21 protein-coding genes are annotated in these 25625 nt (G+C 68.0%); 14 read left to right on the top strand and 7 right to left on the bottom strand.

Annotated elements, in window-relative coordinates; translation table 11 throughout:
* Positions 1 to 32: 32 nt before the first annotated feature.
* Positions 33 to 842 (top strand): OXA-1043 family class D beta-lactamase, encoded by an 810-nt coding sequence (blaOXA, locus tag B7G54_RS31115; RefSeq protein ID WP_175130436.1) that lies wholly within the window; start codon positions 33 to 35, stop codon positions 840 to 842.
* Positions 839 to 1978, top strand: a complete 1140-nt coding sequence (locus B7G54_RS31110; protein WP_085042580.1) for an acyltransferase family protein — start codon at positions 839 to 841, stop codon at positions 1976 to 1978. Before blaOXA ends, B7G54_RS31110 begins: the two co-directional genes overlap by 4 nt.
* Before the next feature lie 121 nt (positions 1979 to 2099).
* Here the strand turns inward: B7G54_RS31110 and B7G54_RS31105 are convergent, their stop codons facing one another.
* From B7G54_RS31105 to B7G54_RS31075, 7 genes are all read right to left on the bottom strand, one after another.
* Complete coding sequence (locus tag B7G54_RS31105; RefSeq protein ID WP_085042579.1) at positions 2100 to 2870, bottom strand: hypothetical protein; 771 nt, start codon at positions 2868 to 2870, stop codon at positions 2100 to 2102.
* Positions 2871 to 2903: 33 nt separating this feature from the next.
* A complete protein-coding gene (locus B7G54_RS31100; RefSeq protein WP_085042578.1) occupies positions 2904 to 4295 on the bottom strand; it encodes an alkaline phosphatase in 1392 nt (463 codons plus the stop codon).
* Positions 4296 to 4327: 32 nt separating this feature from the next.
* Positions 4328 to 5764 (bottom strand): alkaline phosphatase, encoded by a 1437-nt coding sequence (locus B7G54_RS31095; protein WP_085042576.1) that lies wholly within the window; start codon positions 5762 to 5764, stop codon positions 4328 to 4330.
* A gap of 154 nt (positions 5765 to 5918) precedes the next feature.
* On the bottom strand, positions 5919 to 6509 hold the full coding sequence (locus B7G54_RS31090) for a class I SAM-dependent methyltransferase (RefSeq protein WP_085042574.1): 591 nt from the start codon (positions 6507 to 6509) through the stop codon (positions 5919 to 5921).
* 399 nt (positions 6510 to 6908) lie between these two features.
* The gene (locus B7G54_RS31085; RefSeq protein ID WP_085042572.1) at positions 6909 to 7349 is read right to left on the bottom strand and encodes a GNAT family N-acetyltransferase; all 441 of its coding nucleotides are present in this window, start codon (positions 7347 to 7349) and stop codon (positions 6909 to 6911) included.
* A gap of 103 nt (positions 7350 to 7452) precedes the next feature.
* Entirely contained in the window at positions 7453 to 9174 is a 1722-nt protein-coding gene (gene poxB / locus B7G54_RS31080; protein WP_085042570.1) for a ubiquinone-dependent pyruvate dehydrogenase, read from the bottom strand.
* A 425-nt stretch (positions 9175 to 9599) separates the two neighbouring features.
* Positions 9600 to 10100, bottom strand: coding sequence for an Lrp/AsnC family transcriptional regulator (locus B7G54_RS31075; RefSeq protein ID WP_085042569.1), 501 nt, complete (start codon positions 10098 to 10100; stop codon positions 9600 to 9602).
* Between the two features lie 191 nt (positions 10101 to 10291).
* Here B7G54_RS31075 and B7G54_RS31070 point away from each other — a divergent pair, with 191 nt between their 5' ends.
* The 12 genes from B7G54_RS31070 to B7G54_RS31010 all read left to right on the top strand — a co-directional run.
* Positions 10292 to 11308, top strand: a complete 1017-nt coding sequence (locus B7G54_RS31070) for a 1-aminocyclopropane-1-carboxylate deaminase (protein ID WP_085042567.1) — start codon at positions 10292 to 10294, stop codon at positions 11306 to 11308.
* A 581-nt stretch (positions 11309 to 11889) separates the two neighbouring features.
* Complete coding sequence (locus B7G54_RS31065; protein WP_085042565.1) at positions 11890 to 13308, top strand: undecaprenyl-phosphate glucose phosphotransferase; 1419 nt, start codon at positions 11890 to 11892, stop codon at positions 13306 to 13308.
* Positions 13309 to 13360: 52 nt separating this feature from the next.
* Positions 13361 to 14512, top strand: a complete 1152-nt coding sequence (locus B7G54_RS31060; protein WP_085042563.1) for a polysaccharide biosynthesis/export family protein — start codon at positions 13361 to 13363, stop codon at positions 14510 to 14512.
* Positions 14509 to 15006, top strand: coding sequence for a low molecular weight protein-tyrosine-phosphatase (locus B7G54_RS31055; RefSeq protein WP_085042562.1), 498 nt, complete (start codon positions 14509 to 14511; stop codon positions 15004 to 15006). Before B7G54_RS31060 ends, B7G54_RS31055 begins: the two co-directional genes overlap by 4 nt.
* A complete protein-coding gene (locus B7G54_RS31050) occupies positions 15003 to 17294 on the top strand; it encodes a polysaccharide biosynthesis tyrosine autokinase (protein ID WP_085042560.1) in 2292 nt (763 codons plus the stop codon). Before B7G54_RS31055 ends, B7G54_RS31050 begins: the two co-directional genes overlap by 4 nt.
* On the top strand, positions 17291 to 18529 hold the full coding sequence (locus B7G54_RS31045) for a glycosyltransferase family 4 protein (RefSeq protein WP_085042559.1): 1239 nt from the start codon (positions 17291 to 17293) through the stop codon (positions 18527 to 18529). The genes B7G54_RS31050 and B7G54_RS31045 overlap by 4 nt, the downstream gene beginning before the upstream one ends.
* Complete coding sequence (locus B7G54_RS31040; RefSeq protein WP_085042557.1) at positions 18526 to 19698, top strand: polysaccharide pyruvyl transferase family protein; 1173 nt, start codon at positions 18526 to 18528, stop codon at positions 19696 to 19698. Before B7G54_RS31045 ends, B7G54_RS31040 begins: the two co-directional genes overlap by 4 nt.
* Positions 19692 to 20984 (top strand): lipopolysaccharide biosynthesis protein, encoded by a 1293-nt coding sequence (locus B7G54_RS31035; RefSeq protein WP_085042555.1) that lies wholly within the window; start codon positions 19692 to 19694, stop codon positions 20982 to 20984. The genes B7G54_RS31040 and B7G54_RS31035 overlap by 7 nt, the downstream gene beginning before the upstream one ends.
* Positions 20974 to 22068 (top strand): hypothetical protein, encoded by a 1095-nt coding sequence (locus B7G54_RS31030; protein ID WP_085042553.1) that lies wholly within the window; start codon positions 20974 to 20976, stop codon positions 22066 to 22068. The genes B7G54_RS31035 and B7G54_RS31030 overlap by 11 nt, the downstream gene beginning before the upstream one ends.
* Complete coding sequence (locus tag B7G54_RS31025; protein ID WP_085042552.1) at positions 22065 to 23102, top strand: acyltransferase family protein; 1038 nt, start codon at positions 22065 to 22067, stop codon at positions 23100 to 23102. The genes B7G54_RS31030 and B7G54_RS31025 overlap by 4 nt, the downstream gene beginning before the upstream one ends.
* Before the next feature lie 548 nt (positions 23103 to 23650).
* Entirely contained in the window at positions 23651 to 25213 is a 1563-nt protein-coding gene (locus B7G54_RS31015; protein WP_085042687.1) for a ShlB/FhaC/HecB family hemolysin secretion/activation protein, read from the top strand.
* A 176-nt stretch (positions 25214 to 25389) separates the two neighbouring features.
* Positions 25390 to 25625, top strand: a 236-nt coding sequence (locus B7G54_RS31010; protein ID WP_133059235.1) for an ESPR domain-containing protein, incomplete at its 3' end; no start/stop codon positions are given.

Genomic DNA, 25625 nt, shown 5'->3' with positions numbered 1-25625 from the left:
CGCGCAGGCCGCGCACCCACAAGGAGTGTCACTTGAAGCATTGGCGCCGCGCGCTGTTCACCTTCGCCGCCGGCCTCCTGGCCGCCGCGTCTTCCCATGCCCATCCCGTCTGCACCGTCGTCGCCGACGCCGCCACCGGCCAGGTGCTCGTGCAGCAAGGCGACTGCGCGACGCGCGTGACGTCGGCATCGACGTTCAAGGTGGCGATCAGCCTGATGGGCTACGACGCCGGCGTCCTGAAGGACGAGCATACGCCGACGCTCGACTTCCACCCCGGCTACCCCGACTGGGGCGGCGCGCCGTGGCACGAGCCGACCGACCCGGCACGCTGGATGAAGCTGTCGATCTTCTGGTATTCGGAGCAGGTCGCGAAGGCGCTCGGTCAGGCACGCTTCCAGCAGTACACGAGTGCGTTCGGCTACGGCAACGCCGACGTCACCAGCAAGCAGGGCGAGCTGAGCGGCGTGATGGGTGCGTGGGCCAACTCGTCGCTGCAGATCTCGCCGCTCGAGCAGGTCTCGTTCATGCGCAAGATCGTGCACCGGACGCTGCCCGTCAGCGCGCACGCGTACGACATGACCGAACGCATCACGCTGCTCGACGCACGGCCGGGCGGCTGGATCGTGCACGGCAAGACGGGCACCGGCTCGCCGGGCCTCAAGTACGACGGAGAGCATGCGTACGGGTGGTTCGTCGGCTGGGCGACGAAAGGGCCGCGCACGCTCGTGTTCGCGAACCTGATCCAGGACGACAAGCAGCAAGCGCCGAATGCAGGCATGCGCTCCCGCGATACGTTCCTGGCGACGCTGCCCGCCCTCGCCGAACCAGGCAGCCCGCAATGAGCACCGGCCCGCGCAACGCGCGGATCGACCTGCTGCGCGGCGTGTCGATCGTGCTCGTCCTGCTGCATCACTTCAACATCCCCTACTCGCTGCGCGACACGTCGCTCGCGCACGTATTCGGCTGGGACGCGGTGCATGCAGTGGCGCGCAACGGCAACTACGGCGTGACGATGTTCTTCGTGATCTCCGGCTACCTGATCACGTCGAATGCGCGGCGCCGCTGGGGCAGCCTCGGCGCGGTCGACGTGCGCGCGTTCTACGTGTCGCGCGTCGCGCGCATCGTCCCGTGCCTGCTCCTGCTGCTCGCGCTCGTCAACGGCCTCGCGGCGGCCGACGTGCCGATCTTCCAGAACCATGCGCCGCAAGGCATCGCCGTGTCGTTCTGGCTCGTGAATCTCGCATCGCTGACGTTCTGGATGAACGTGCTGATCGGCGCCTGCGGGTGGGTCAACTACGCGCTCGGCGTGCTGTGGTCGCTGTCGGTCGAAGAGGTGTTCTACCTGTCGTTTCCGCTGCTGTGCATCGCGCTGCGCCGCGATGCGCGGCTGGTCGCGTTCTGGGTGGTCATCGCCGCGATCGGGCCCGTGTACCGCTTCACGCACGCCGGCGACGAAGGCGGGTTCCTCTATGCATACTTCGCGTCGTTCGACGGGATCGCGATCGGCTGCTGCACCGCGTTGCTGGCCGAACGCATGAACTGGCAGCGGTTGGCCGTACCGTTCGTGCAGTGGCCCGTCGCGGCAGCGATGGCCGCGCTCTATCTGGCCTGGCCGATCGCGGAAAGCCATGTGATCGGCGTATCCGCGATGGCGCTCGGCACCGCCGTGCTGCTGATGGGCGCACACGTCAATGGCGTGCGCGCCCATGGCCACCTGCTCGCGCCGTTGCACCGGGCCGGCAAGCTCAGCTACGAGCTGTACCTGTTCCACCTGATCGTGCTCGGCGGGCTGCGCACGTTCTGGCCACCGTCGGCCACGCATGGCGACACGAAGTTGCTGTTGCTGATTGCGTATCTGGCGTTGTCGGCAGCACTGAGCGCGGTGATCGCGCGCGGCTATGCAACACCGCTCGACCGCTTCATCAAGCGGATCGCGTCGCGGCCTTCAGCGCGCGTGCCGGACGGCGCGCGCTTCTAGCGCGTCATCGGCAATCGCTGCAGGGGAGCCGCGAAAAAACCGGCCAGGGCCCGGCCGTATCGCACAGCGATACCGGCCAGCCTGACCGCAAGCCCCGCGTACAAACGGTCGAAATCGCCGATCAGTCGAGATAATCCGCGTATTCCTTGCGCGTATAGCTGGCGAGCGTCTGCCACGGCAACGTCTCGCGCCGCGCGGCCGGCGCCGGCGCCGGCGCCGGCGCCGGTGTCAGCGTCAGCTTGCGCACGACGCGGCCGTCGGCACTCCGGTATTCGACCGACAGCGGCGCCTGCAGCTTCTCGCTCCACAGGATCCGGTTCACGCCGCGCGCGCCGGGCGTGTCGACTGCCTGCTCGTACCGGCGGGTGCCGGGCGCGTCGCCGCGCTTCGCGACCGCGAGCCGCTTCAACTGCGACGGCGGCGTGACGTAGTACGCGTTGTCCCACGAGCCGTCGAAGCCCGTGGTTTCGTATTCGGCCGGCGGCACACTGACGACCGTCCGGTTCGCCGCGTCCACGTACTCGATACGCGCCGTCTTGCCGTCGTACGTCACGTGCCGCGCGGCTGCCTGGAAATTGAAATGCTTGTGGCCCGCGTGCGCGGCGGCCGGCTGCACGCCGGCGCGCGGCGAGGCCTCGCGCACACCGCCCGCGTCGTGGTCATGGTCGTGATCGTCGCCGTGACCGCCTGCCGCCGCGACGGGCAGCACGCGTTCGACCCACACGTGCCCGTCGCGCCGCACCATCCGTTCGCGATACATCGTCGTGCGCGTCACGCCATCGGCCGTCACCGTGCGGCTCTCGTGCAGCAGCACGGCGTCGAGATCGGCCGCAGCAAGGGCCGGCAGCGCAACCCACCCGCAAGCGAGCGCACAGAGAAGCTGGCGTTTCATCGGGCGTTCCCGTTCGTCATGAAATCAACGGATTCAGAAACCGAACGCCGAGCGCACGAGACCGAACACTTTCGTGTTGTCGATCGTGCCCTTGAACGCCTTCGCATCCGCGCCGTCGGCGAACAGCATCACGTCGCCGCCGCCGTGCGTCTCCGAGCCCGCGCTGCCCATCCGTACGCCGACTTCCTGCAGATACGCGTCGTTCGTCGCCGTGGCCGAATCGACCGACGCGCGCACGTTCGGCCGGTTCGCGCCGTTGCCGAATACCAGCGTGGTGTAGGTATTGCCGTCGGCGTCCTTGCTCGGCTGGCCATCGCGGTAGTTGCGGCTGATGTCGAGAATCGGGTTGCCGCGCTTCGAATAGCCGTTGATCGTCATCGTGTGGTCGTGGTCGGCCGTCACGACGATCAGCGTGTTCGACAGGTCGACCTTGGACAGCGCGGTGCGGATCGCTTCGTCGAACGCTGCCGTGTCCTCCAGCGCGCGCTTCGCGTTGGTACCGTGCAGCGCGTGATCGATCCGGCCGCCCTCGACCATCAGGAAATAGCCGTTCGAATTCTTCGACAGCACGTCGATCGCCTTCGACGTCATCTCGGCGAGGCTCGGCTGCGACGGCCCTTCGCCCTTGCCCGCCACGCGATCCAGCTCGTACTCGAGATGGCTCGTCGAACTGAACAGGCCGATCAGCTTGCCGTTGCCGGCCTGGGCGAGCTGATCCTTCGACGCCACGACCGTATAGCCCTTCGCCTTCATCTCGTTGAGCAGGTTGCGCCCGTCCGCGCGCCCGCGCTTGTTCGCCACCGGATCGAACGGCGTCCAGTGGTTGCGGCCGCCGCCCATCAGCACATCGACGCCGTCGCCGAGCGCCGCGTTGTAGCCTGCGCCGCCCGGTGCGGCCTGCGCGGCGATGTCGTACTGCGCGTCGCGATGGCAGATGTGCGAATAGGTCGCGGCAGGCGTCGCGTGCGTGAGCTCGGTCGTCGTGATCGCGCCGACCGCCTTGCCGCGCGCCTTCGCCAGCTCCAGCAGCGTCGCGACCGGCTGGCCGTTGCCCGGCGCGCAGTTGTTGACGGTCTTGTTGCCGTTCGCATCGTTGCCCGGCGCGACCGCGCGCGTGTCGGACGACATCGACAGCACTTCGTTGTTCATCTTCACGCCGGTCATGTACGCGGCCATCGACGGCGCGCTGTCGGTCGTCTGCGCGTCGTTCGAGAAGGTCTTGACGCGCGCGGTGCGGGCCAGCTTCTCCATCGTCAGTTGTCCCGACTCGCCGACCTTGTAGATCCGGCTCGCCGTCACGGTCGTCGGCCCCATGCCGTCGCCGAGAAAGAAAATCACGTTCTTCGCCTGGCCGGCAGCCTGCGCCGCGCCGCATGCGAAACCCGCGACGGCCAGCGCCGCCGCGATGCACTTGATGGTCGACATCCTGTATTCCCCTGTACCCGTATGGTCGGCGCTCACAGCTGCACCGCGTTGCGCACCAGCTCGAAGACCTTGCTGTTCTCGATCACGCCGTGGAACGCATCCGCGCCGCGGCCGATCGCACCGAGGAACACATCGGTGCCGCCGTGCGTCTCGCTGCCCTTGTCCATGCGCACGACCGCCTCCTGGCGATAGTCGTCGGCGCCCGTTACCGCGTCGGTGAGTGCCGTGCCCGCGCGGCTGCCCTGCACGCGGTTCTCGCCGTTGCCGAAGCCGATGATCGTGTACGGCGCGCCGTCCGCGTCCTTCGCGATCGCGCCCGTCTGGTAGCTGCGCAGCACACCCAGCACGCCGGGCTTGCCCGCCTCGGTCTTGCCGGTGCGCGCCGCATAGCCGTTCAGCACCAGCGTGTGATCGTGATCGGCCGTGACGACGATCAGCGTGTTCTTCAGGTCGGGATCGGTCTTGCGCACCTTGTCGATCGTCGCCTTGATCGCGTTGTCGAACGCGACCGTGTCCTGCAGCGCACGCTTCGCATTGGTGTCGTGCAGCGCGTGGTCGATCCGGCCGCCTTCGACCATCAGGAAATAGCCGTTCGGGTTCTTCTGCAGCACGTCGAGCGCGCGCGTCGCCATGTCGGTGAGGCTCGGCTCCTTCGTCGCGCCGCGATCGAGGTCGTAGCTCATGTGGCTCGACGAGAACAGGCCGACCAGCTTGCCGCCCTTCGTCGCATCGGCGGCCAGCAGGTCGTCGCGGTTCTGCGCGAACGCATAGCCCTTCGCCTTCAGCTCGTTGACCAGGTTGCGCCCGTCGGTGCGCTTGCCGCCGCCGTCCTTCGGCACGAAGAATTGCGTGCCGCCGCCGAGCACGACGTCGACGCCGTCGCCCAGCGCGCCGTTGTAGCCGGCGCCGCCCGGCACGAGCTGCGCCGCGATGTCGTTCTCGGCGTCGCGATGGCACACGTGCGCATAGGTCGCGGCGGGCGTGGCGTGCGTGACCCGCGTGGTCGTCACGACACCGGTGGCCAGCCCCTGCGCCTTCGCGATCTCGAGCAGCGTCGTTGCCGACTTGCCGTTGTTCGCGCCGCAGTTGCCGGTGAGGCCGGCGGTCGGCTCGATCGCCTTCGTGTCGGGCGACATCGAGATCACTTCGTTGTTGGTCTTGACGCCGGTCATGTACGCCGACATCGACGGCGCGCTGTCCGTCACCTGCGCATCGTTGGAATAGGTCTTCACGAACGCGGATTCGGGCAGCGTGTCGATCGTCAGCGCGCCGTCTTCACCGACCGCAAAGATGCGCGCGGCCGTCAGCGTCGTCATCCCCATGCCGTCGCCGAGGAAAAAGATCACGTTGCGCGCAGCCAGCGGCTTCGCAGGGCCGGGCGCCGTGCTGGTCGGGCCGTCGTCGCTGCCGCATCCGGCCAGTGCAAAGGCGCCGGCACACAGCAGCGCCGCCAGTTTGATTCGATTCATGTTGCCGGTTCCCCCCGCCATTGATGCTTTCGAAATGAAAGGCGATGGTAGGAACCTGATGTGACGGCAATGTGAATGGTAATTGGAAGGCGTGGAAGGAATTATGAAAGGAAATGGCGAGGCGCCATGGCCGGGCGCCTCGCACGCAGCGGTGTCATTTCGCGTGTTCGGCAGTGCTGCTGCGCACGGTCACGATGCGCGCAGGCGGAATATTTGCCCACACGATCCGGCTGGCGCAGGCAACAAATGCCGAATCGCCCAGCGGATGACGGCCGGGCGGCCGCAGGTCGTACGTGAACTGGATCATCACGCCGTCGGCCGACAGCACGCGATGGCACTGGGCGACGATGGCCGTCACGTCCTGGCGCGGCAGCGTGCGCAGCGGCAGGCACGACACGATCGCGTCGACGCGCGCCTCGGGCGGCAGCAGCCGCTCGAGTTGCCGCGCGTCGCCCGACACGATCGAGATGCCCGGAAAGCGTCGCCGCAGATGCTGCACGAACGCAGGCGAACGCTCGACCACGACGAGCCGCCTTGGCGCGACGCCGCGTTCGAGCAACGCCGCGGTAATCGCGCCGGTGCCGCCGCCGAGCTCGACGACCAGGCCGTCGCCGTCCGGCACCGCGTCGGCCATCTCGCGCGCCAGCTGCCGCGAACTCGGGCACAACGCACCCACCGCGGCCGGACGGCCGACCCACTCGCGCACGAACAGTGCCGAGACACGCCACGCGTTCGGCCACATCATGGGCAGCCCTTGAGCAGTTGCGCCGTCAGCGGCGACGTGCCGACGCGTTCGTGAAACAGGGCTACAGCGACACGGGGGTTTGGCATGCGCATCCTCCTGGACGAATCGGTCCGTCGCAGGAAGAGCGACGTTCAAATCGATTCTAGGAAACGCAAACTTAAGGCGACGTGAAGATTGTCCCTGATTCCGCTGATCAATTCGTGCCAGATCGGCTGTCGAATCCGGCGAACCGGTATCCGCCGGCGGCGCTGCGGCAGTTCGTCGAGACCGTGCGCGAGTGGGTGGCGGCCGGGCGCGAAGCGGCGCCGGCCTGAGCGCACGCGCCAGCACAAGCGCTCCGCAACATCATCGCGGCCGATGCCGCGCCGCGCGGCACGCGGATCCTGCCAGCCCGCCCGCTCAGCGCGTGGCGCGCATCAGGATGTTCGCGAACGGCAAGCCCTCATCGTCCTCGTCGCGCCGCGATACTTCCGCGAAGCCGAGCCGCGCATAGAACGCATGGGCATCGCGATTGTCGGCGTACACCTCGAGATCGAGCGTGCCCTTGAGCGCGAGCGCATGCTCGACCAGCGCGCAGCCGATCCCGTGGCCGTGCATCGCCGGCGCGACGAACAATCCGCCGATCGACGCGTCGAGCAGGCCGATGAAGCCGACCGGCTCGCCTGCCCGGCATGCGACCCAGGTTTCCGCGTCGCGCAGATAGACCGTTTCGACCAACGTGCGCTGCTCGCGCAGCCGCGCCTCGCCGAGAAACGGATGCGCGAGCAGCGACGCGTCGAACCAGATGGCCGACAGCGTGTGCAGGTCGGAGGCCTCGTAGGCGCGAATTTCGATTGCCATGTTTTCGTGTTGTTCAATTCGTGCTGCGGCGACGAACGCGGCCCGACGCGTTCGTCGACGCGGGACACCGCGCGCTGCCCGAAGCCTCGCGCGCGGCGCCGCCTCACCGCAGGTTGGTTCTCGCCAGCTCGACGATCTCGTCGCCGCGCCCGCTGAGGATCGCGCGCAGCATGAACAGGCTGAAGCCCTTCGCATGCGCGAGTTCGATCTTCGGCGGCATCGCAAGCTCATACTTCGACGTGACGACGTCGACGACCGCCGGCCCGTCATGCGCGAACGCCATGCGCAGCGCTTCCTCGACGTTCTCCGAATGCTCGACGCGCACGCTGAAGATGCCCGCGCCCTTCGCGATCGCCGCGAAATCGGTCGGGCTCAGGTCGACATTCGTGTCGAGATAGCCGGCCGCCTTCAGCTCCATCGACACGAAGCCGAGCAGGCTGTTGTTGTACACGACGATCTTGATCGGCAGCTTGAGCTGGCGTGCGGTGAGCAGATCGCCGAGCAGCATCGACAGCCCGCCGTCGCCGGACAGCGACACCACCTGCCGCCCCGGGTGCGCGCCCTGTGCGCCGAGCGCCTGCGGCATCGCGTTCGCCATCGACCCATGATTGAACGAGCCGTGTAGTTGCCGCTTGCCGTTCATGGTCAGGTAGCGCGCGGCCCACAGCGTCGGCGTGCCGACGTCCGCGGTGAAGATCGCGTCTTCCGCCGCGACTTCGTCGACGATCTTCGTCAGGTATTGCGGATGGATCGCGCGGCCCGGCGGCTCGGCCACCGCGAGATCGTCGAGCCCCTTGCGCGCGGCCGCATAGTGCTTCAGCGCATTCTCGAGAAAGCGCCGCTGCGTTTTGCGCGTCAAGCGCGGCAGCAGCGCCGCGATCGTTTCCTTCACGGTGCCGACGAGGCCGAGCGCGAGCGGCGCGCGATGGCCGAGCTGCGAGCCCTTCCAGTCGATCTGCGCGACCTTCGCGTTCGACGGATAGAACGGCCGGTACGGGAAATCCGTGCCGAGCATCAGCAGCGTGTCGCACGATTCCATCGCGTGATAGCCCGAGCTGAAGCCGATCAGCCCCGTCATCCCGACGTCGAACGGGTTGTCCCATTCGACGAACTGCTTGCCGCGCAGCGCATGCACGACCGGCGCGCCGAGCGTATCGGCCAGCGCGACCACCTCGTCGTGCGCGCCCTGCGTGCCGCTGCCGCACAGCAGCGTGACCGCATCGGACGCGTTGAGCAGCGCCGCGAGCCGGTCGAGATCGGCATCGGCCGGCAGGATCGACGGCGGCGCCGATTCGCTCCACGCCGGCAGCTCTTCCGGGCCGTCGCCGAGCGCGATGTCGCCCGGCAGCACGATCACCGCGACGCCGCGCTCGTCGATCGCGGTACGCATCGCGCGCGCGAGTACACGCGGGAACTGCGACGCGTTCGTCACGAGCTCCGCAAAGTGACTGCATTCGCGGAACAGTTCCTGCGGATGGGTTTCCTGGAAGTAGCCGAGCCCGATCTCGGTCGACGGAATGTGCGCAGCGATCGCGAGCACCGGCTGGTGATTGCGGTGGCAGTCGTACAGTCCGTTGATCAGGTGCAGGTTGCCGGGGCCGCAACTGCCCGCGCACACCGCGAGCCGCCCGGTCGACGCGGCGTCCGCGCCGGCCGCGAACGCCGCGCTTTCCTCGTGGCGCGTATGCATCCAGCGAATCGAGCCGATCTGGCTCAGGCTGAACGACAGGCCGTTCAGGCTGTCGCCCGTCACGCCCCAGATGCGCTCGACGCCCGCTGCCGCCAGCGTCTTCGCCAGGTATTCCGCCATCGTCTGTTTTGCCATGCTGTCCTCGCTCGTTGATGGGTCGTCACACGAATGAACCGGCTCCAGTGGCCGCCTTTGCCACGGAACGGACGAGCATACGCGATCGTTTCGCGCGGCGTCGTGAAGGTGCGACGCACTTGCGCACGTTTCGTTCGATCCCTTTCGGCGATGTTGGGCGACTGTCGCCGTTTCGTCGGCAAGCCCGCGGCTTCGCCCGCGAACGCGCGTTCAGCTCCAGTCGGACGCCGCCTCGTCCGGATCGACCCGCTTCAGCCCCGCCGCCGGCAGCGGCAGCGCGGTCTACGTGGTGCGGGCGCCGCCCGCGCGGCGCATGCAGAAGGTTGAAGCGATACCCCCGTCGCACGTGACAAATAAAAACCACACGAGTCATCCCGGGTCGCGCCGTCCGCCACGGCGAACACACTGCGCGCCATCACCATGCGCTACAACGGCAGCGCATGCGTCGACAGAATCTCCTTGAGCACCATGAACGAGCGCACCTGCCGCACCCCCGGCAGGTACAGCAGTTGCTCGGCATGCAGCCGGTTGAAGCTGTCGTTGTCGCGCGTGCGCACCAGCATGAAGTAGTCGAATTCACCGGTCACGACGTGACACTCGACGCATCCCGACACTTTCTGCGCGGCCTTCTCGAACGCGGCGAACGCTTCGGGCGTCGAGCGATCCAGCACGAAGCCGATCACGACCAGCATCCCCGCACCGAGCGGCTTCGGGTCGAGCAACGCGACGATGCCGCGGATCAGCCCCATCTCCTTCAGCCGCTCGACGCGCCGCAGGCACGCCGGCGCGCTCAGCTTCACCTTTGCCGCGAGGCTCACGTTGGAGATCGACGCATCCTGCTGCAACTGCCGCAGGATCGCGCGGTCGATGCGATCGAGCGCCGGCGCGGCGTCGGCCGACGCTGCATTACCTCGATCTAATTTCATTGCGTCTCCCGTCTATTTCACGCATCAAAATTATTCCATTTATCACCATCTCATCGATAACGTAGGTCTTCACGATTTATTTCGCAAGCTCATTTCTCGCGATCCTGCCTATCATTTTTCCATCGGAACACGGCGCGCCGGCCGCGCCCAACCGATCCGATCTTCCGCCCACCGATATCCGGAGCTTGTCGATGAACCTGCAACGCTTTCCCCGTTATCCGCTGACATTCGGCCCGACGCCGATCCAGCCGCTCAAGCGCCTGAGCGCGCATCTCGGCGGCAAGGTCGAGCTGTATGCGAAGCGCGAGGACTGCAACAGCGGCCTCGCGTTCGGCGGCAACAAGACGCGCAAGCTCGAATACCTCGTCCCCGACGCGCTCGCACAGGGCGCCGACACGCTCGTGTCGATCGGCGGTGTGCAGTCGAACCAGACCCGCCAGGTTGCGGCCGTCGCCGCCCATCTCGGGATGAAGTGCGTGCTCGTGCAGGAGCACTGGGTCAACTACGAGGATCCGGTGTACGACCGCGTCGGCAATATCCAGCTGTCGCGGATGATGGGCGCCGACGTGCGGCTCGTTGCCGACGGCTTCGACATCGGCATTCGCCGCAGTTGGGAGGAAGCGATGGAAAGCGTGCGGCAGGCCGGCGGCAAGCCGTATCCGATTCCGGCCGGGTGCTCCGAACATCCGCTCGGCGGCCTCGGGTTCGTCGGCTTCGCGGAAGAAGTGCGCGAGCAGGAAGCGCAACTCGGGTTCAAGTTCGATTACATCGTGGTCTGCTCGGTCACGGGCAGCACGCAGGCGGGGATGGTCGTCGGCTTCGCGGCCGACGGGCGCGCGGATCGCGTGATCGGCATCGACGCATCGGCGACACCCGAGCGCACGCACGAACAGATCACGCGTATCGCACGGCATACGGCGGAGCGGGTCGGCCTCGGTCGCGATATCGACGAAAAGGATGTGGTGCTCGACACGCGCTATGCGGGGCCGGAATACGGGCTGCCGAACGACGGCACGCTGGAGGCGATTCGTCTGTGCGCACGGTTGGAAGGCATGCTGACCGATCCCGTCTATGAAGGGAAATCGATGCACGGAATGATCGACAAGGTACGGCGCGGCGAATTCGAGCCGGGCTCGAAGGTGCTGTATGCGCATCTCGGCGGCGTACCGGCGTTGAGCGCGTATGCGGAGATCTTCCGCAACGGCTGATGCGCGTTCGATGTCGACCCGGTGCGCATTCGTGCGCGCGATGAGATAAAACCGGCCCGAGCGGTGATTGTCCGCATCGGGCCGCATTCATTTTGCGATTCGGCGCCTCCTGCGCGCGTTCTTCCCGTCCCTTCGCAAGCCCCTTTCCGAGCCCCTTCCTGAGCCCTTTCCGGCTACGTTCCAGCGCTCGCGCCGATCATGGCGCCTGCTCGCGGCGCTTCGAACTTTCTCGTTAAAAAGATTTAACGATGCGGATCAATTCGAAATCATTCGTACGCGTACGAACATCCTGACACCCTATTTAGTAGATGTTCTATTTAAATCGGTACCCCACTTACCGAAAATTGACCCGGTCAATTCGATCGCAACGTTTCGCAAACATTCGCGCCATGCGAATGCGAATCCCAAAACGTCGGCGCAACGCATCTGCCCGACGGCAGGTCAAGCAGCGTCACCGTCCATCGATTGTCCATTCCGCGCAATGAAGCCGCCGCATCCGGCATTCGCCGTTTGCACGAACTTGCGCATCGATTCCGGGCGACAACCGACGCGAGATCAAACAGAAGGTAACAACTGGGTATATGGATACGTCTTTCGAAGTACGACGCGCCCGCGCGCCGCTGAACGCCGGGGGATCAATTGCACGGGCATCCGACGTCGTACTGATTTCGGCCTGCGCGCTGGTCGCAACATGGGTTCTGCCGGCGCCGGAAGGCGGCGGCGCGGCTGAACTCGCGAACGTGGCCTGCGCGGCAGCGTTCGCGCTGATGCTGTTCCCGGCATTCCACCTTTATCACGTGCAGCCGCACCAGTCGAAATACCGCGCCGCGGCCGTCACTGCGTTCGCTTGGCTGCTCGCGCAGGCAAGCGCCGCGCTCGTGATACGGGCCCTGCCTCCCACGCTGAGCGTTTCGCCATACTGGCACCTGCTGTGGACCGTCACGAGCGGCGTTGCCCTGGTCGGATCGCGGCTCGTCGCCCGTACGACGCTCGACCGGATCGCACGCACCCGTGACGGCGATCGCCTTGTCGCCGTCGCCGTCGTCGGCGCAGGCACGCATCGCGATACGCTGCTCGCACGCATCGGCCAGTTGCCCGCGTCCGGCTTTCGTGCAGTGGCGACGCTCGACTTCGGTGTCGCAACGTGCGGCAGCAGCGTCGACGTGCCGTCCTTTCGCTCGCTCGACGCGTTCGCGCAGCATGTACGCGAACACGCGATTCCGGAAATCTGGCTTGCATTGCCGATCGACGACGCATGCACCGTGATGGCCGTGCTCGATGCGTTCCGCGACGATCTCGTCAACATCCGGCTCGCGCCGGACGTCAGCAAGCTCGCGATGTTCGACGGCGAAATGATCGATCTGGTCGGCGCGCCTGCGATCAATCTCGTCGCATCGCCGCTGTCGTCCCGCGCGCTGTTGCAGAAGGCCGTCTTCGACCGGCTGTTCGCGGCTGCCGTCCTGACCTGCGCCGCACCGCTGCTGCTCGCGATCGCATTGGCGATCCGGCTGTCGTCGAAAGGGCCCGTGCTGTTCCGGCAGCAGCGCAAGGGCGCCAACGGCAAGGCGTTCACGATCCTCAAGTTCCGCACGATGCGGCTTCACGACGGCGGCGGCCCGGTCAGGCAGGCCACGCGCGACGATCCGCGCATCACGCGAATCGGTGCATTCCTGCGCCGCACGAGCCTCGACGAACTCCCCCAGTTCATCAACGTGCTGCGCGGCGAGATGTCCGTCGTCGGGCCCCGTCCGCATGCGCTCGAGCACGACGACCTGTACCGGAAGATCGTCGACGGCTACATCCATCGCTATCGCGTGAAGCCGGGCATCACGGGCTGGGCGCAGGTCAACGGCCTGCGCGGCGAAACCGATCGTGTCGAGAAGATGCAGCGTCGCGTCGAAGCCGATCTCTACTACCTGCGCAACTGGTCCTTCGCATTCGACATGCGCATCGTCGTGGCCACCGCGCTGAACGGCTGGACCCACAGCAACGCGTACTGACACGCACGCGGCGCCCGCCTGCACGGCTGCCGATCAACGATAAGGATTACACATGAAAATCGCACTGAGCGCGCGGAGCGACTCCGCACCTCCGTTCGTCGCGCGCGGGCTGCTGGCCGTGACGCTATGCGTCGCGCTGTCGGCCTGCGCATTCGCGCCCGGCATGCGCATGAGCACCGCGCCCGACCCGGCCGGCGACACGGCCGCCGACGGCGCACCGCCGTTCCGCATGACGCGGATCGACGCCGGCCTGATCCGCGAGCTCGACGCCCGGGCTGCGCGCCGGCAGGACATCCAGTCCGACCGGCTGGCCGCGCCGGCGGGCCCGTACCGCATCGGTGCCGGCGACGTGCTGCAGGTCACCGTCTGGGACCACCCCGAACTGGCCGCCGCGCAGGGCGCCGCGCCGCAGGGAACGCCACGCGCGGCCGACCCCGTGGCCGGCTTCGTCGTCGATCCGCACGGCAACCTGTCGTTTCCGTTCGCGGGCGACGTGCAGGTGGCCGGCCTGACCGCCGACGCCGCCCAGGCCCGGGTTGCCGCAGCGCTGGCACGCGTCTATCGCAATCCACAGGTGACGCTGCGGGTCGCATCGTTTCGCTCGCAGCAGGTCTATATCGACGGCGAGGTTCGCACGCCGGGCGCGCAGCCCGTCAACGACGTGCCGATGACGCTCTACGAAGCGCTCGGCCGCGCAGGCGGCCTGAGCCAGAGCGCCGACCAGAGCCGCATGACGCTCGTGCGCGACGGCGAGACCTATTCGCTCGACCTGAGCCGGATGCTCCGGCAAGGCACCAACCCGGCCGACGTCGTTCTCGCGCCCGGCGATCTCCTGCACGTACCCGCCCGCAGCGACTACGGCGTGTATGTGATGGGCGAAGTCAACAAGCCGGCGCGCGCGGTGCCGCTGCGCGACGGGCGTCTCACGCTGTCCGATGCGCTGTCGCAGGCCGGCAGCGTGAACGCCGGTACGGCCGACGCCGCGCAGATGTTCGTGATCCGGGGCTCGGGCACGGACCGCCCGCAGGTGTTCCATCTCGACGCGCGCTCGCCGGTGTCGATGGTGCTCGCCAACGAGTTCGAGCTGCAGCCGAAGGACATCGTCTACGTCGACGGCAACGGTCTCGTGCGCTTCAGCCGCGTGCTCAGCCTGCTGCTGCCGGGCGTCAATACCAGCGCGGCCGCCGCGCTCGCCGTCAAATGATGCCCGTCGCCACCCTGCTCGTCGTGTGCATCGGCAACCTGTGCCGCAGCCCGATGGCCGAGGCGCTCTTTCGGGCGCGCCTGCCCGGCATCGACGTGCAGTCGGCCGGGATCGGCGCGCGCGACGGCCAGCCGGCCGATCCGCATGCCGTTCACCTGATGTGCGCGCGCGGCTTCGACATTGCCGCGCATCGCACACGCCGCCTGCCGCCGGCGCTCGGCGCGCGCGCCGATCTGATCCTGACGATGGACCTCGCGCAGAAGCGCTGGCTCGAGCAGTGCGTACCGGCGCTGCGCGGCCGCGTGTTCAGGCTCGGCCTGCCCGATCCAGCGGCTGGTCTGCCGTCCGGCTTCGACGTACCGGATCCGTATCTCGGCCCGCGCGCGTCGTTCGAGCACAGCCTGCGGCTCATCGAGCGCGGCGTCGACGCATGGTGCGCGCGCATCGCGCCGCTGCCTTCCCCCAATTCTTCGCTTTCCGAGTCGAACCGATGACCTCCACTCCCTCTTCCGGGCGCGATCGCGACGCCGAACTCGATCTTGCCGGCGCGATCGATGTGCTCGTTTCCCGGCGCTGGCTGATCGCCGCCGTTACCGCGGCGTGCGTCGGCGCCGGTGCGCTGTACGCCTTCCTTGCGCATCGCCAATACCAGGCCGACATCATGGTGCAGGTCGAGGACAGCGGCGACACATCCGCCGCCAGGAGCATGCTCGGCGACGTGTCGTCGTTGTTCGACATCAAGTCGAGCGCGTCGGCGGAAGCGCAGATTCTCGCGTCGCGGCTCGTCGTCACGCGAGCGGTCGACGAATTGCGTAGCTACATCGTCGTGCAGCCGAAGCGTTTCCCCGCCGTCGGCGAATTCGTATCGCGCTTCCATCCCGGCATTGCACGCCCGGGCGTGTTCGGCCTGGGCGGCTACGCGTGGGGTCACGAGTCGGCCGAGCTCACGCGCTTCGACGTGCCGAAGTCGTTCGAAGGCGAGCGCTTCGAGTTGTCGATGCTCGACGCCGGCCGCTACCGGCTCGCCGGTGCCGGGCTGCGTGCGCCCGTCACCGGCACGATCGGCCGCCCACTGGCATTCGATACCGCCGACGGGCCGGTCGCGATCGACATCGCGCGCATCGACGCGCTGCCGGGCACTCGCTTCACGCTGGTGCGCGAATCGCGCGCCGAGACGATCGACATGCTGCGCCGCGGGCTCGATGTTCAGGAGAAGCTCAAACAGTCGGGCGTCATCGTCGCGACGTTGCGTGGCACCGATCCGCAGCGCGTGCAGGCACAGCTTCAGGCTATCGCGAACCACTACATCCGCCAGCATATCGAGCGCAAGTCCGCCGATGCCGCGCAATCGCTCGCATTCCTCAATGCGCAGTTGCCGGTGCTCAAGAAGCAGCTTCAGGAGGCCGAGCAGCGCTATACCAACCTGCGCAACGCGAACGGCACGATCGATCTCGACGCGGAAGCCAGGCTGCTCCTGCAGCAATCGGCCGATACGGCGACACGCCAGCTCGAATTGCAGCAAAAGCGCGACGAGATGGCGTCGCGCTTCGCGGCAGGCCATCCCGACATGATCGCGCTCGATGCGCAGATCGCGACGCTTGCGCGCGAACGGCAGGCGTTCGAACACCGTGTGCGCAGCCTGCCCGACCTGCAGCAGGACGCCGTGCGACTGATGCTCGACGTGAAGGTCGATACCGATCTCTATACGGCACTGCTCGCCAACGCGCAGCAGCTCGAACTGGTCCGGGCCGGCAAGACCGGCAGCGTGCGGATCGTCGACATGCCGGTCGTGCCGGAGGACGCCGTCCGTCCGAACCGGCCCGTCGTGATCGCCGCGGCGGCGCTGGTCGGCCTCGTGCTCGGCGTCGCGCTGGCGTTCGTTCGCGACTACCTGTCCGGCGGGGTACGCGATGCCGACGAGATCGAGCGGCACCTCGGTATCGACGTCTACGCGACCGTCCCCGATTCGGCCGGCCAGCGGCGCATCGCACGACGCATCGCGCAGCGCCTGCCCGCGCCGCACCTGCTGAGCGCGCTCGATCCGCACGACCCCGCGGTCGAGAGCCTGCGCAGCCTGCACACTGCGCTGCGCTTCGCCATGCAGGGCGCGCGCAACAACGTACTGGTGCTGACGGGACCCGTGCCGGGCGCGGGCAAGTCGTTCGTCGCGGCGAATTTCGCTGCACTGCTGGCCGCCGGCGGCGAACGCGTGCTGCTCGTCGACGGCGATCTGCGCAAGGGCTATCTGCACGAATCGCTGGGCATCCCGCGCGAATCGGGTTTCGCCGAGCTGCTGTCCGGGGCCATGACCCCGGCGGACACGATCCACCGCGACGTGCTCCCGAATCTCGATTTCATCGCGACCGGCACGCTTCCCGAGCATCCGGCGCAATGGCTCACCGACAATCGCATCGCGGCGCTGCTCGCTACGCTGTCGTCGCGTTACGACCGTGTCGTGATCGATGCGGCGCCGATTCTCGCCGTCAGCGACGCAGTCGCGCTCGGCCGGCATGCGGGCACCATACTGCTCGTCGCGCGCGCCGCATCGACGCGCATCGCCGAACTCGGCGAAGCCGGCCGCCGCCTCGCGCACAACGGCGTCGCGGCGAGCGGCGCGGTGCTCAACGGCGTCGACCCGCGTACGGGCCGCTACGGTTCGCGCTACGGCGCGTATCGCTATGCGCAGTACCGCTACGGGCCGCCGGGCGACCGCGCCGGCTCGTCGGTCCGGCGCGCGCTGCGGGCCTGCCTCTCCCGCTTCCATCGCGGAGGCACGCGATGAGCGAAGTCAGCCGCCTCGAACGCGCCGCCGCCGGCGCAACCCATCATGCAGCGGTTCCGCACACCGCCGACACACGCGCCCAAGGCACGCCGCGACTGCGCATCGCGTTCGTCGTGGAAGCCGGCGGCGGCGGCGTGGCCGTCCATCTCGCCGACCTGATCGACGGGCTGGGCGCGACCGACGGTGTCGAATTGCACCTGATCGTGCCCAACGGCGCGCGCTTCGACGCGCGCATCCTCGACGAACGCGTGCTGTCCCGTTGCGCGAGCGTGCATCGCATCCCGATGCAGCGAGCCGTGGGCTGGCGCGATGCGCTGGCCGTCGCGCGCGTCTATCGCTGCCTGCTGCAGATCCGGCCGGATATCGTGCACAGCCACAGCTCGAAGGCCGGTGCGATCGCGCGCCTGTGCGTCGGGCCATGGCGGCAGGTCTATACGCCGCATGCCGTCTACACGCTCAATCCGTCGCTGACCGATACGCAGCGCCGCTTTTACGGCACGATCGAGCGGTTGCTCGGCCGGCTGTGCACGCACCGGATCATCGCGGTATCGCGTGACGAGGCACGGCATCTTCACGACGCGCTCGGCATCCCCGCTCATCGCGTGACGACGATCGTCAACGGCGTCAAGCCGCCGGACACGATGCCGCGGCGCGACGCGCGGCAGGCGCTCGGCCTGCCGGACGACGCGATCGTCGTCGGCTTCGTCGGTCGCTTCGACCACCAGAAGGGCGCCGACCGGCTCGTGCGGATCGCACGCGGCGTCTATCGCCGGTGCGGGCGCAGCGTGCAGTTCGTCGCGATCGGCCCCGGCGATTTCAATGCAGCGGCCGGCCCCGAGGCCGAGTATCTGCCGCCGAACCTTCACGTCGCGGGCGCCGTCGAGCGCGCGAGCCGCTACTTCTCCGCATTCAACCTGTTCGCGCTGCCGAGCCGCTACGAAGGCTTTCCGTACGTATGCCTCGAAGCGATGGCCGCGCGCGTGCCGATCGTCGCGTCGCGCGTTGCCGGTGCGGCCGAGCTGATCGATGCGTACGGCATCGGCATCGTCGTGCCGAACGAGGACGACACGACGTCGTTCGCGCGCACCGTCGTGGCGCTCGCCGACGAAGCGGCGCTACGCGATCGCATGCGCGCCAACTGCACGGCGGCGCTCGCGCCGTTCTCGGCCGCGACGATGGTCCGGCGCACGCTCGACCTCTATCGCGCACTCGTCGCACAAGGAAAAACCGCATGACGTCATCTCCTCATATCGCATTGCTGCATGCGTACAGCACGCGCAACTCGGGCGACGGCCTGCTCGTCGACCTGTCCGTCGGACTGCTGCGCGAGGCCTTCGGCGACACGGCTCGCGTGTCGATCGTCGCAGCCGACCCCGCATCGTTCCGCGCCTACGACGACGTGCGCGCGGCGCCCGTGCTCGCGGATCGCGGCTGGCGCCGGCTGACTGCCGCGGCCGGCGCCGTGCTGCACGTGCGCGCCAACGGCCGGCTGCGCCCGCTGGGCCAACTCCTCGACGAGGTCGACCTGATCGTCGGCGTCGGCGGCGGCTACCTGCGTGCACGCAACACCCTCGAAGCGATCAAGCTCGAAGCGGGCCATCTACTGCAGATGCGTGCCGCCCGTGCGTCCGGCAAGCCGGCCGTCTACCTGCCGCAGAGCATCGGCCCGGTGATGTCGGCACGCCCTGTCGACGCGCACCTGCAAGCGCTGCTCGCGTCGTTCGACACGGTATTCGTTCGCGACGATCGTTCCGCGGCGTGCCTTGCCGCGCATCCGAACGTGCGGCGCGCGCCCGACCTGGCGGTGCTCGATTTCGCGCATCGCCACGACACGATCGTGCAGCGCGCCACGCACGCCGACGGCCCGATAAAGCATGTCGCGTTCGTGTTGCGCCGTGCGCCCGCGTGGAGCGCGGCGCGGCGACACCGGTACGACACGGCGATCGCCCGGCTCGTCGAGCAGGTGCGCGGATCGTGCCGGGTCAGCTTCGCGGTCCAGAGCACCGGGCGCGGCAACGACGATCTCGCCTACTACCAAGGGCTCGGCATCCGGGACGCCCTCGTTCCGTTCAAGACACTGCTCGAGCGCGACCGGCCCGATGCAACGGTCTCGGTCCGGCTGCACGGCGCGCTCGAATCGATCCTGCACGGCGTGCCGGCCTTCCATGTCAGCTACGAACGCAAGGGGTTCGGCGCGTATGCGGACCTGCGGCTCGACGACTGGGTCGTCAACGGAGCGGATTTCGATCCGTCGCGCGTGACCGCGACGCTGTTCGCGCCCGGTGCGACGGCGGCATTCTGGTCCGCCGCGAGCGCCGGCCTCGCACCGATCCGCACGGCGCGCAGCCGCGTGATCGACGCACTGCGCGTCGCCCTCCGCACCGACGGGGCTGCCCGATGCTGACGCGCCTCGTGCTCAGGTTCTCGGCACTCGGCCTGAAGTTCGCGCTCACGATCGTCATCGCGCGCACCGTCGGCTTCGACGCGGTCGCGGCCTACGGGCTCGCGGTCGCCGCGTCGGTCATCGGGTCGAAAGTGCTCGGGCTCGGCTTCGGCCCGGAACTCAATCGCAGGCTGAGCGAGGCCGACCCGCTGGGCGCGATCGGCGACGCACGCACACTGGGTATCGGCTACGGCGCGCTGTACCTGCTGATCGCCGCGGCGTTCGCCGTCGCGACCACGAACGCCGCGGTCGTCGCGCTGCTCGACCGGTTCGCGCTGTCGGCGCCGCTCGCGTGGTGCGTGCTCCTCGTCGTACTGTCCGAGCATGCCGCTTTCGAAGTCAACGGCTGGCTGTTCTCGCTGCACCGGCCGCGCATCGGCGCGGTCCTGCTGTTCGTGCGCACCGGCGCGTGGTCGGGCCTCGCATGCGCCGGCCTGCTCGCCGGCGCACTGCAGTCGATCGAGGCCGTGTTCGCGCTGTGGATCGCGACCAACGCGATCGTCGTCGCGCTCGCGTGGCGACAGATCGGTGCGCTCGCGCAACGCACGCGCGGCATCGGGTTGCCGGCTACCGTGCAACATCCGCGGCGCATGTGGGGCATCTGGCGGCACGGCCTGCCGTTCCATGCGGCTGCCGTGATCCTGTCGTCGCTTCAATACGCGGAGCGCTTCATCGCCGGCAGCCGCATCGGCGCCGACGCACTCGGCCAGTACGTATTCGCGTGGTCGATCGCGAATGCCGTGCAGACGATCGCGTTCGCGACGGTAGCCGTCACGGCCGGCCCGCGCCTCGTGCGCACGCTCGCCGACGCGCCCGATGCGTTCCTGCGCCGCACCCTGCACGCGGTAGCGGCCAGCGCCGCCGTGACGCTGCTCGTGTCGGCCGGCATCGTCGCCGTCCATCGCGACCTGTTCGCCCTCGCGCACGAGCCGGGCGGGCCGGGCCAGGCCGCGTTGCTCGCGGTGCTGCTCGTCTCGTTCGTGTTGCGCGCGGCCACGGACGTTCTGTGGAGTGCCGCGATCGCGCTGCGTGCCGGCGGCATCGTGCTCGCCGCGATGGCGGGGCTCGCGCTGCTTTACGTGCCGGTCGCCCGATATCTGATCGACGTGTCGGGCGCCGAAGGCGCGGCGCTCGCACACCTCGTGGCAAGCATCGCCATCGCCGCCGCGCTCGCGCCGATCGTCGTGCGCCGCGCCGGCGCACGACGCGCCGAACGGGCGACGGAAGGGGGGTCGCATGCTGGATAAGCTGCTGCGCGCCGGCCCGCGGCTCAGCACCGGGATCACCCGCGCGATCGCCGCGCTGGCCGTGCTCGCGTACTGGATCATCTATGCCAAGGCCGGCGCGCTCCTGCCGGAATTCGTATTCCGGGACGCCGAGAAAATCCAGAGCCAGATCGGCGGCGCGAACACCTACGAAGGCACGTCGTTCGACGCGGTGGCCAAGTTCTACGCCGCGCTCGGCACAACGGGCACGCACCTGTTCGTGGCGGCCGTCGGCGCGCTATGCATCTGGCGCATGCTCGGCCACGGCAGGCGCGCAGGCTCGCTCGCGGCATGCATCGTCGTGCTCGCGCCCTGCGTGTTCTTCAACCTGTTCGTCGCGAGCAAGGACACGATCGTCGTCCTGATGGCGATCGTGCTGAGCGGCGTCGCGCGACGCCGCTCGACGATTGCAACGCTCGCCGCGGCCGTCGCGCTGTACGGCGGCTACGCGCTGCTCGTGCGCGGCTATTTCGCACTGGTCCTCGCGCTCGCACTCGCCGTGCTGCTGTTTCGGCGCGCATCGTGGCGCGGCAGGACGGCGCTGGCGCTGGCCGTGCCGGTCGCGCTGTTCTTGCTGCCGAACGATGCGTACTACCTGCTGCAACATCCGCGCGACATGGCGGCCGACTATCTCGCATACGGCTCGCCGTTCGGCGCGCGCACGAGTTTCCGCAACCCCCTGCCGCCGGATTCGTTCCTGGCGTTCTGCGCGAACTATGCGTACGGCGTGCTGCGCCTGAACCTGCCGGTACTCTTCATGCCCGGGCCGAAGGAGTTCGCGATGCAGGCGTTCGTATGGATCGCGCTCGCCGCCGCATGGCGGCACGGTCGCGGCAGCGCACTTGCCCCGGCCGATCTGCTCGCGAGCCTCGTCATCGGCCACGTCGCCGTATCGATGCTGTTCGAGCCCGATCTCGGCAGCTATACGCGTCACCTGTCGAGCGTCGCGCTGTTCTGTGCGATGCAGTTCGACGCGCGCCTGCCGCGCCGTTTGCGCCCGCGCGGCGCGCCGGCTCCCGTCGCCGGCATGCCCCGCCCCTCGTCACTGTCCCGTTACCGCCCATGACCATGCTCGGCCGACCCGGCACCTTCTTTCCGAATATCCAGTGCGCACGCGCCTGCGCGGCGCTCGCGGTCGTCGGCTATCACATGAACGTGCTGCCGTCCGGCCAGGCCGGCGTCGACGTGTTCTTCGTGATCAGCGGCTTCATCATGTCGGAGGTCGCGCCACGCGAAGGCCGCGCGTTCCTCCGCAAGCGGCTGATCCGGATCGTGCCGCTGTACTGGCTGACGACGCTCGGCGTGTACGCGATCGCGACATGGCGGCCGCAGTGGCTCCATTCGACGACCGCACGCTTCGACTATCTCGTCAAGTCGCTGCTGTTCGTTCCCTATGTGAAGGAGAACGGTCATTGGGGACCGCTGAACCTGAACGGCTGGACGCTCGAATACGAAATGCTGTTCTACGTCGTCGTTGCGCTTGCGCTCTTGCTGGTGCGCGCCCGCCGCGCGGCTGTCTTCACGGCGTTGCTGCTCGCACTGTTCTGTATATACGTCGCTGCCTACGGTACGCGCAGTGCCGTTGCCGATCATCTCGGGCAGCCGTTCGTGCTCGAATTCGGTCTCGGCGTGCTCGCTCATCGCGCGCTCGCGGCGGGCATCGCCGGCCGCGTCGCGTCGCGCATGTGGATCGGGCTCGTTGCCGCGAGCGTGGCGGCGATCGCGCTGCTTCAGTTCCTCGGCGGCACGCCCGCCGGCTTCGTCCGCGTCGCGGGGTGGGGCGTACCGGCGTGCGTGCTGATCGTCGCGCTGGTCGCGCTCGACCTGAACGGCCGCTCCGTCACGAATGCGCTCGCAGCGGCGCTCGGTGCGGCCAGCTATTCGATCTATCTGCTGCATCCGTACGTGATCGGCATCGCGACGCGCATCGCAGGCGTGCGCGCCGATCTCGGGACGCCGCTCGGCATCGTGGCGGCGACCGCCATCCTGACCGCCGTATGCGGGGCGGGATACGCATGCCACGTCATGATCGAAAAACCGATACTGGCGATGTTGAACGGGCGCCGCAAGCAGCCGCGGCGCGAGCGAACGGCGACCTGAACGCTCCGACGCCGCCGTGCGGCCGGCCCCGCCGGGCAGATAACGCCGGCCCCTGCTTCGCACATCGGCCGGTGTCCGCATGCGGACACGGTCCCGGTCGGAATTTCAGATCCTGGCGACAATCGTTGCCTTCGCGTCACCGTCCGATGCGCCGATGCAACGCTGAACGCACATCGGGACAAAAATCATGCAAGACAGAGGTTTCCTGGGGGCGCGCTCGTACTTGTTCAATATCCACACCCGCAACCGTTTCGTAATATCCCCACCTATATCAACGGACCGGCACAGATGCTTGAGATCGGTCCACATTTTCCGATCCGGGGTGGGATATTCAATTCAACCGTCGCACTCAGGCGCCGGCGGTGGTCGGCATGTCAACCGACATCTCCGGTTTGCCGGCCACACCTCTGCCGGCAAACCCCGCCATGTCGCACACGCGTCGCGACCTACACGCCGGCGCCCGCGCGTGGCGTCCCTGGCGCTTCGCCGCGGCGCTGCTCTTTCCCGGCCTCGTCCATGCTCAGCCCATACCCAGCGCCGGGCAATCGATGCGCGACATCGAGGCCGTGCGGCCGTCGCTGCCTGCGGCCGCCGGCCCGGAGATCGATCTCGCGCCCACCGAACCCGAACCTGCCGCGAACGATGAAACGGGCCCGCGCGTCACAGTCAGCGCATTCGCCATCGAAGGCAATGCGGCGATTCCCGCCGCGCGGCTCGCCCCGCTGCTCGGCGATCTGGTCGGCCGCGAGCTGAGCTTCGGCGATCTGCGACAGGCCGCCAGCCGGATCACGACGTACTATCGCGAACACGGCTACGTCCTCGCCCGCGCCTACCTTCCCCCCCAGGACATCGAACACGGCATCGTGCGCATCGCCGTTGTCGAAGGCCGCTACGGACAGATCGAATTGCACAACCGCACGCGCGTGCTGGACCGCGCGCTGCGGCAGCCGCTTGCGTCGCTGCAGCCCGGCGAGATCGCGCACGGCAATCGTCTCGAGCGCAGCCTCATGCTGTTGAACGAGATGCCCGGCGTCGATGCGAAGGGCACGCTGCGGCCCGGCGCCGAACCCGGCACGACCGATCTCGTGGTCGATGCCGAACGCAGTCGCTTCGCCACCGGCTCGATCGAACTCGACAACTTCGGCGATCCGCTGACGGGCCGCTACCGCGCGACCGGCAGCGTCGACGTCAATGCGCCGCTGCGCGTCGGCGACCGCTTCTCGCTGCGCGGGCTGACGAGCAACACGAATCAGCGCTATTACCGCACGTCGTACCAACTGCCTGTCGGCCCCGCATCGACCCGCGTCGGCGTCGCGTATTCCGACATGAACTACCGGATCGGCGGCAGCCTCAGGGATCTGCGCTACCACGGCGGCGCCGACGTTCGCTCCGCGTTCGTCACGCAGCCGCTGCTGCGCAGCAGGCGCACGAGCGTCGACGCGCAGATCGTCTACGAAAACAAGCATCTGCGCGACGTGTATGGCGCGTTCGATGTGGTCAGCGACAAGACCGTCGATCTGTGGTCGTTCGGCGTGAGCGGCAACCACCAGGACGCGCTCGGCGGCGGCGGCCGGAGCGGCTTCTCCGCCACGCTCGGCATCGGCCATCTGGGCGGCAACGATCCGCTCGACATGGACTACTACGTCCATACCCAGGGCCAGTTCGCGAAACTGAATGTCAGTGCGCTGCGGCTGCAGGCGCTCGGCTCGCGATTCCAGCTCTATACCCAATTCAGCGCGCAGCTGTCGTCGCGCAATCTCGATGCATCGGAGAAATTCAGCCTCGGCGGCCCCTACGGCGTGCGTGCATTCGCACTCGGCGCCGGCAGCGGCGATCAGGGCTGGCAGGCCACGGCCGAACTGCGCTATCTCGTCGCGCCCGGCTGGCAACTGAACGCATTCGCCGACACGGGGCGCATTCAGCTCAGCAAGCAGCGATGGTCGCGCGAGCGCAACACCGTGCAATTGTCGTCGCTCGGCATCGGGGCGAGCTGGTTCGGCACGCGTCATCAGGTCAGCGTCACCGCCGCGCTGCCGGTCGGTTACGCCGATCCGGTCGCGTCGGCCACGCGCTCGCCGAGCGTCTGGTTTCAGGCCGCCCAGTATTTCTGAGCGGTGCTCGACATGCGGCCCACCATACAGGGTGGGACCGCAAGTAACGCGGGCGACGTAGCCGCCCGCATCGTCGGGATGCATACCGGTTGCGTCTCGCCGATCTTTTCTATTTGTTAGGTATACGTATCAATACGAATCGACCACCCTGTATTTTTCCAGAGGAACATACCTTCATGAACAAGACCTATGCATTGGTCTGGAACCAGACCCAGGGATGCTGGAGCGCCGTCGGGGAAACCGCGCGCCGCCGTGCCAAGCCCGGCAGCGCCAAGCGCGCCGCCGCCGCCCTCTCGCTGCTCGGCTTCACCTCGCTGCCCGCCTTCGCGCTGCCCACCGGCGAGAACATCACCGCCGGCAAGGCCGACATCGTTCGCGAGAACGACGGCAGGTCGATGTCCATCAACCAGCA

It is taken from the genome of Burkholderia puraquae, assembly GCF_002099195.1.
GTDB lineage: Bacteria > Pseudomonadota > Gammaproteobacteria > Burkholderiales > Burkholderiaceae > Burkholderia > Burkholderia puraquae.
This window is presented reverse-complemented; position numbering and strand designations above follow the sequence as displayed.

Bases quoted from the DNA above. Each gene is read 5' to 3' on its own strand.
- B7G54_RS31030 (WP_085042553.1), top strand. From the start codon at position 20,974: ATGCTGGATAAGCTGCTGCGCGCCGGCCCGCGGCTCAGCACCGGGATC.
- poxB (WP_085042570.1), bottom strand. From the start codon at position 9,174: ATGGCAAAACAGACGATGGCGGAATACCTGGCGAAGACGCTGGCGGCA.
- B7G54_RS31050 (WP_085042560.1), top strand. From the start codon at position 15,003: ATGACCTCCACTCCCTCTTCCGGGCGCGATCGCGACGCCGAACTCGAT.
- B7G54_RS31070 (WP_085042567.1), top strand. From the start codon at position 10,292: ATGAACCTGCAACGCTTTCCCCGTTATCCGCTGACATTCGGCCCGACG.
- B7G54_RS31075 (WP_085042569.1), bottom strand. From the start codon at position 10,100: ATGAAATTAGATCGAGGTAATGCAGCGTCGGCCGACGCCGCGCCGGCG.
- B7G54_RS31060 (WP_085042563.1), top strand. From the start codon at position 13,361: ATGAAAATCGCACTGAGCGCGCGGAGCGACTCCGCACCTCCGTTCGTC.
- B7G54_RS31055 (WP_085042562.1), top strand. From the start codon at position 14,509: ATGATGCCCGTCGCCACCCTGCTCGTCGTGTGCATCGGCAACCTGTGC.
- B7G54_RS31085 (WP_085042572.1), bottom strand. From the start codon at position 7,349: ATGGCAATCGAAATTCGCGCCTACGAGGCCTCCGACCTGCACACGCTG.
- B7G54_RS31065 (WP_085042565.1), top strand. From the start codon at position 11,890: ATGGATACGTCTTTCGAAGTACGACGCGCCCGCGCGCCGCTGAACGCC.
- B7G54_RS31015 (WP_085042687.1), top strand. From the start codon at position 23,651: ATGCGCGACATCGAGGCCGTGCGGCCGTCGCTGCCTGCGGCCGCCGGC.
- B7G54_RS31045 (WP_085042559.1), top strand. From the start codon at position 17,291: ATGAGCGAAGTCAGCCGCCTCGAACGCGCCGCCGCCGGCGCAACCCAT.
- B7G54_RS31095 (WP_085042576.1), bottom strand. From the start codon at position 5,764: ATGAATCGAATCAAACTGGCGGCGCTGCTGTGTGCCGGCGCCTTTGCA.
- B7G54_RS31090 (WP_085042574.1), bottom strand. From the start codon at position 6,509: ATGATGTGGCCGAACGCGTGGCGTGTCTCGGCACTGTTCGTGCGCGAG.
- B7G54_RS31105 (WP_085042579.1), bottom strand. From the start codon at position 2,870: ATGAAACGCCAGCTTCTCTGTGCGCTCGCTTGCGGGTGGGTTGCGCTG.
- B7G54_RS31025 (WP_085042552.1), top strand. From the start codon at position 22,065: ATGACCATGCTCGGCCGACCCGGCACCTTCTTTCCGAATATCCAGTGC.
- B7G54_RS31035 (WP_085042555.1), top strand. From the start codon at position 19,692: ATGCTGACGCGCCTCGTGCTCAGGTTCTCGGCACTCGGCCTGAAGTTC.
- B7G54_RS31100 (WP_085042578.1), bottom strand. From the start codon at position 4,295: ATGTCGACCATCAAGTGCATCGCGGCGGCGCTGGCCGTCGCGGGTTTC.
- B7G54_RS31110 (WP_085042580.1), top strand. From the start codon at position 839: ATGAGCACCGGCCCGCGCAACGCGCGGATCGACCTGCTGCGCGGCGTG.
- B7G54_RS31040 (WP_085042557.1), top strand. From the start codon at position 18,526: ATGACGTCATCTCCTCATATCGCATTGCTGCATGCGTACAGCACGCGC.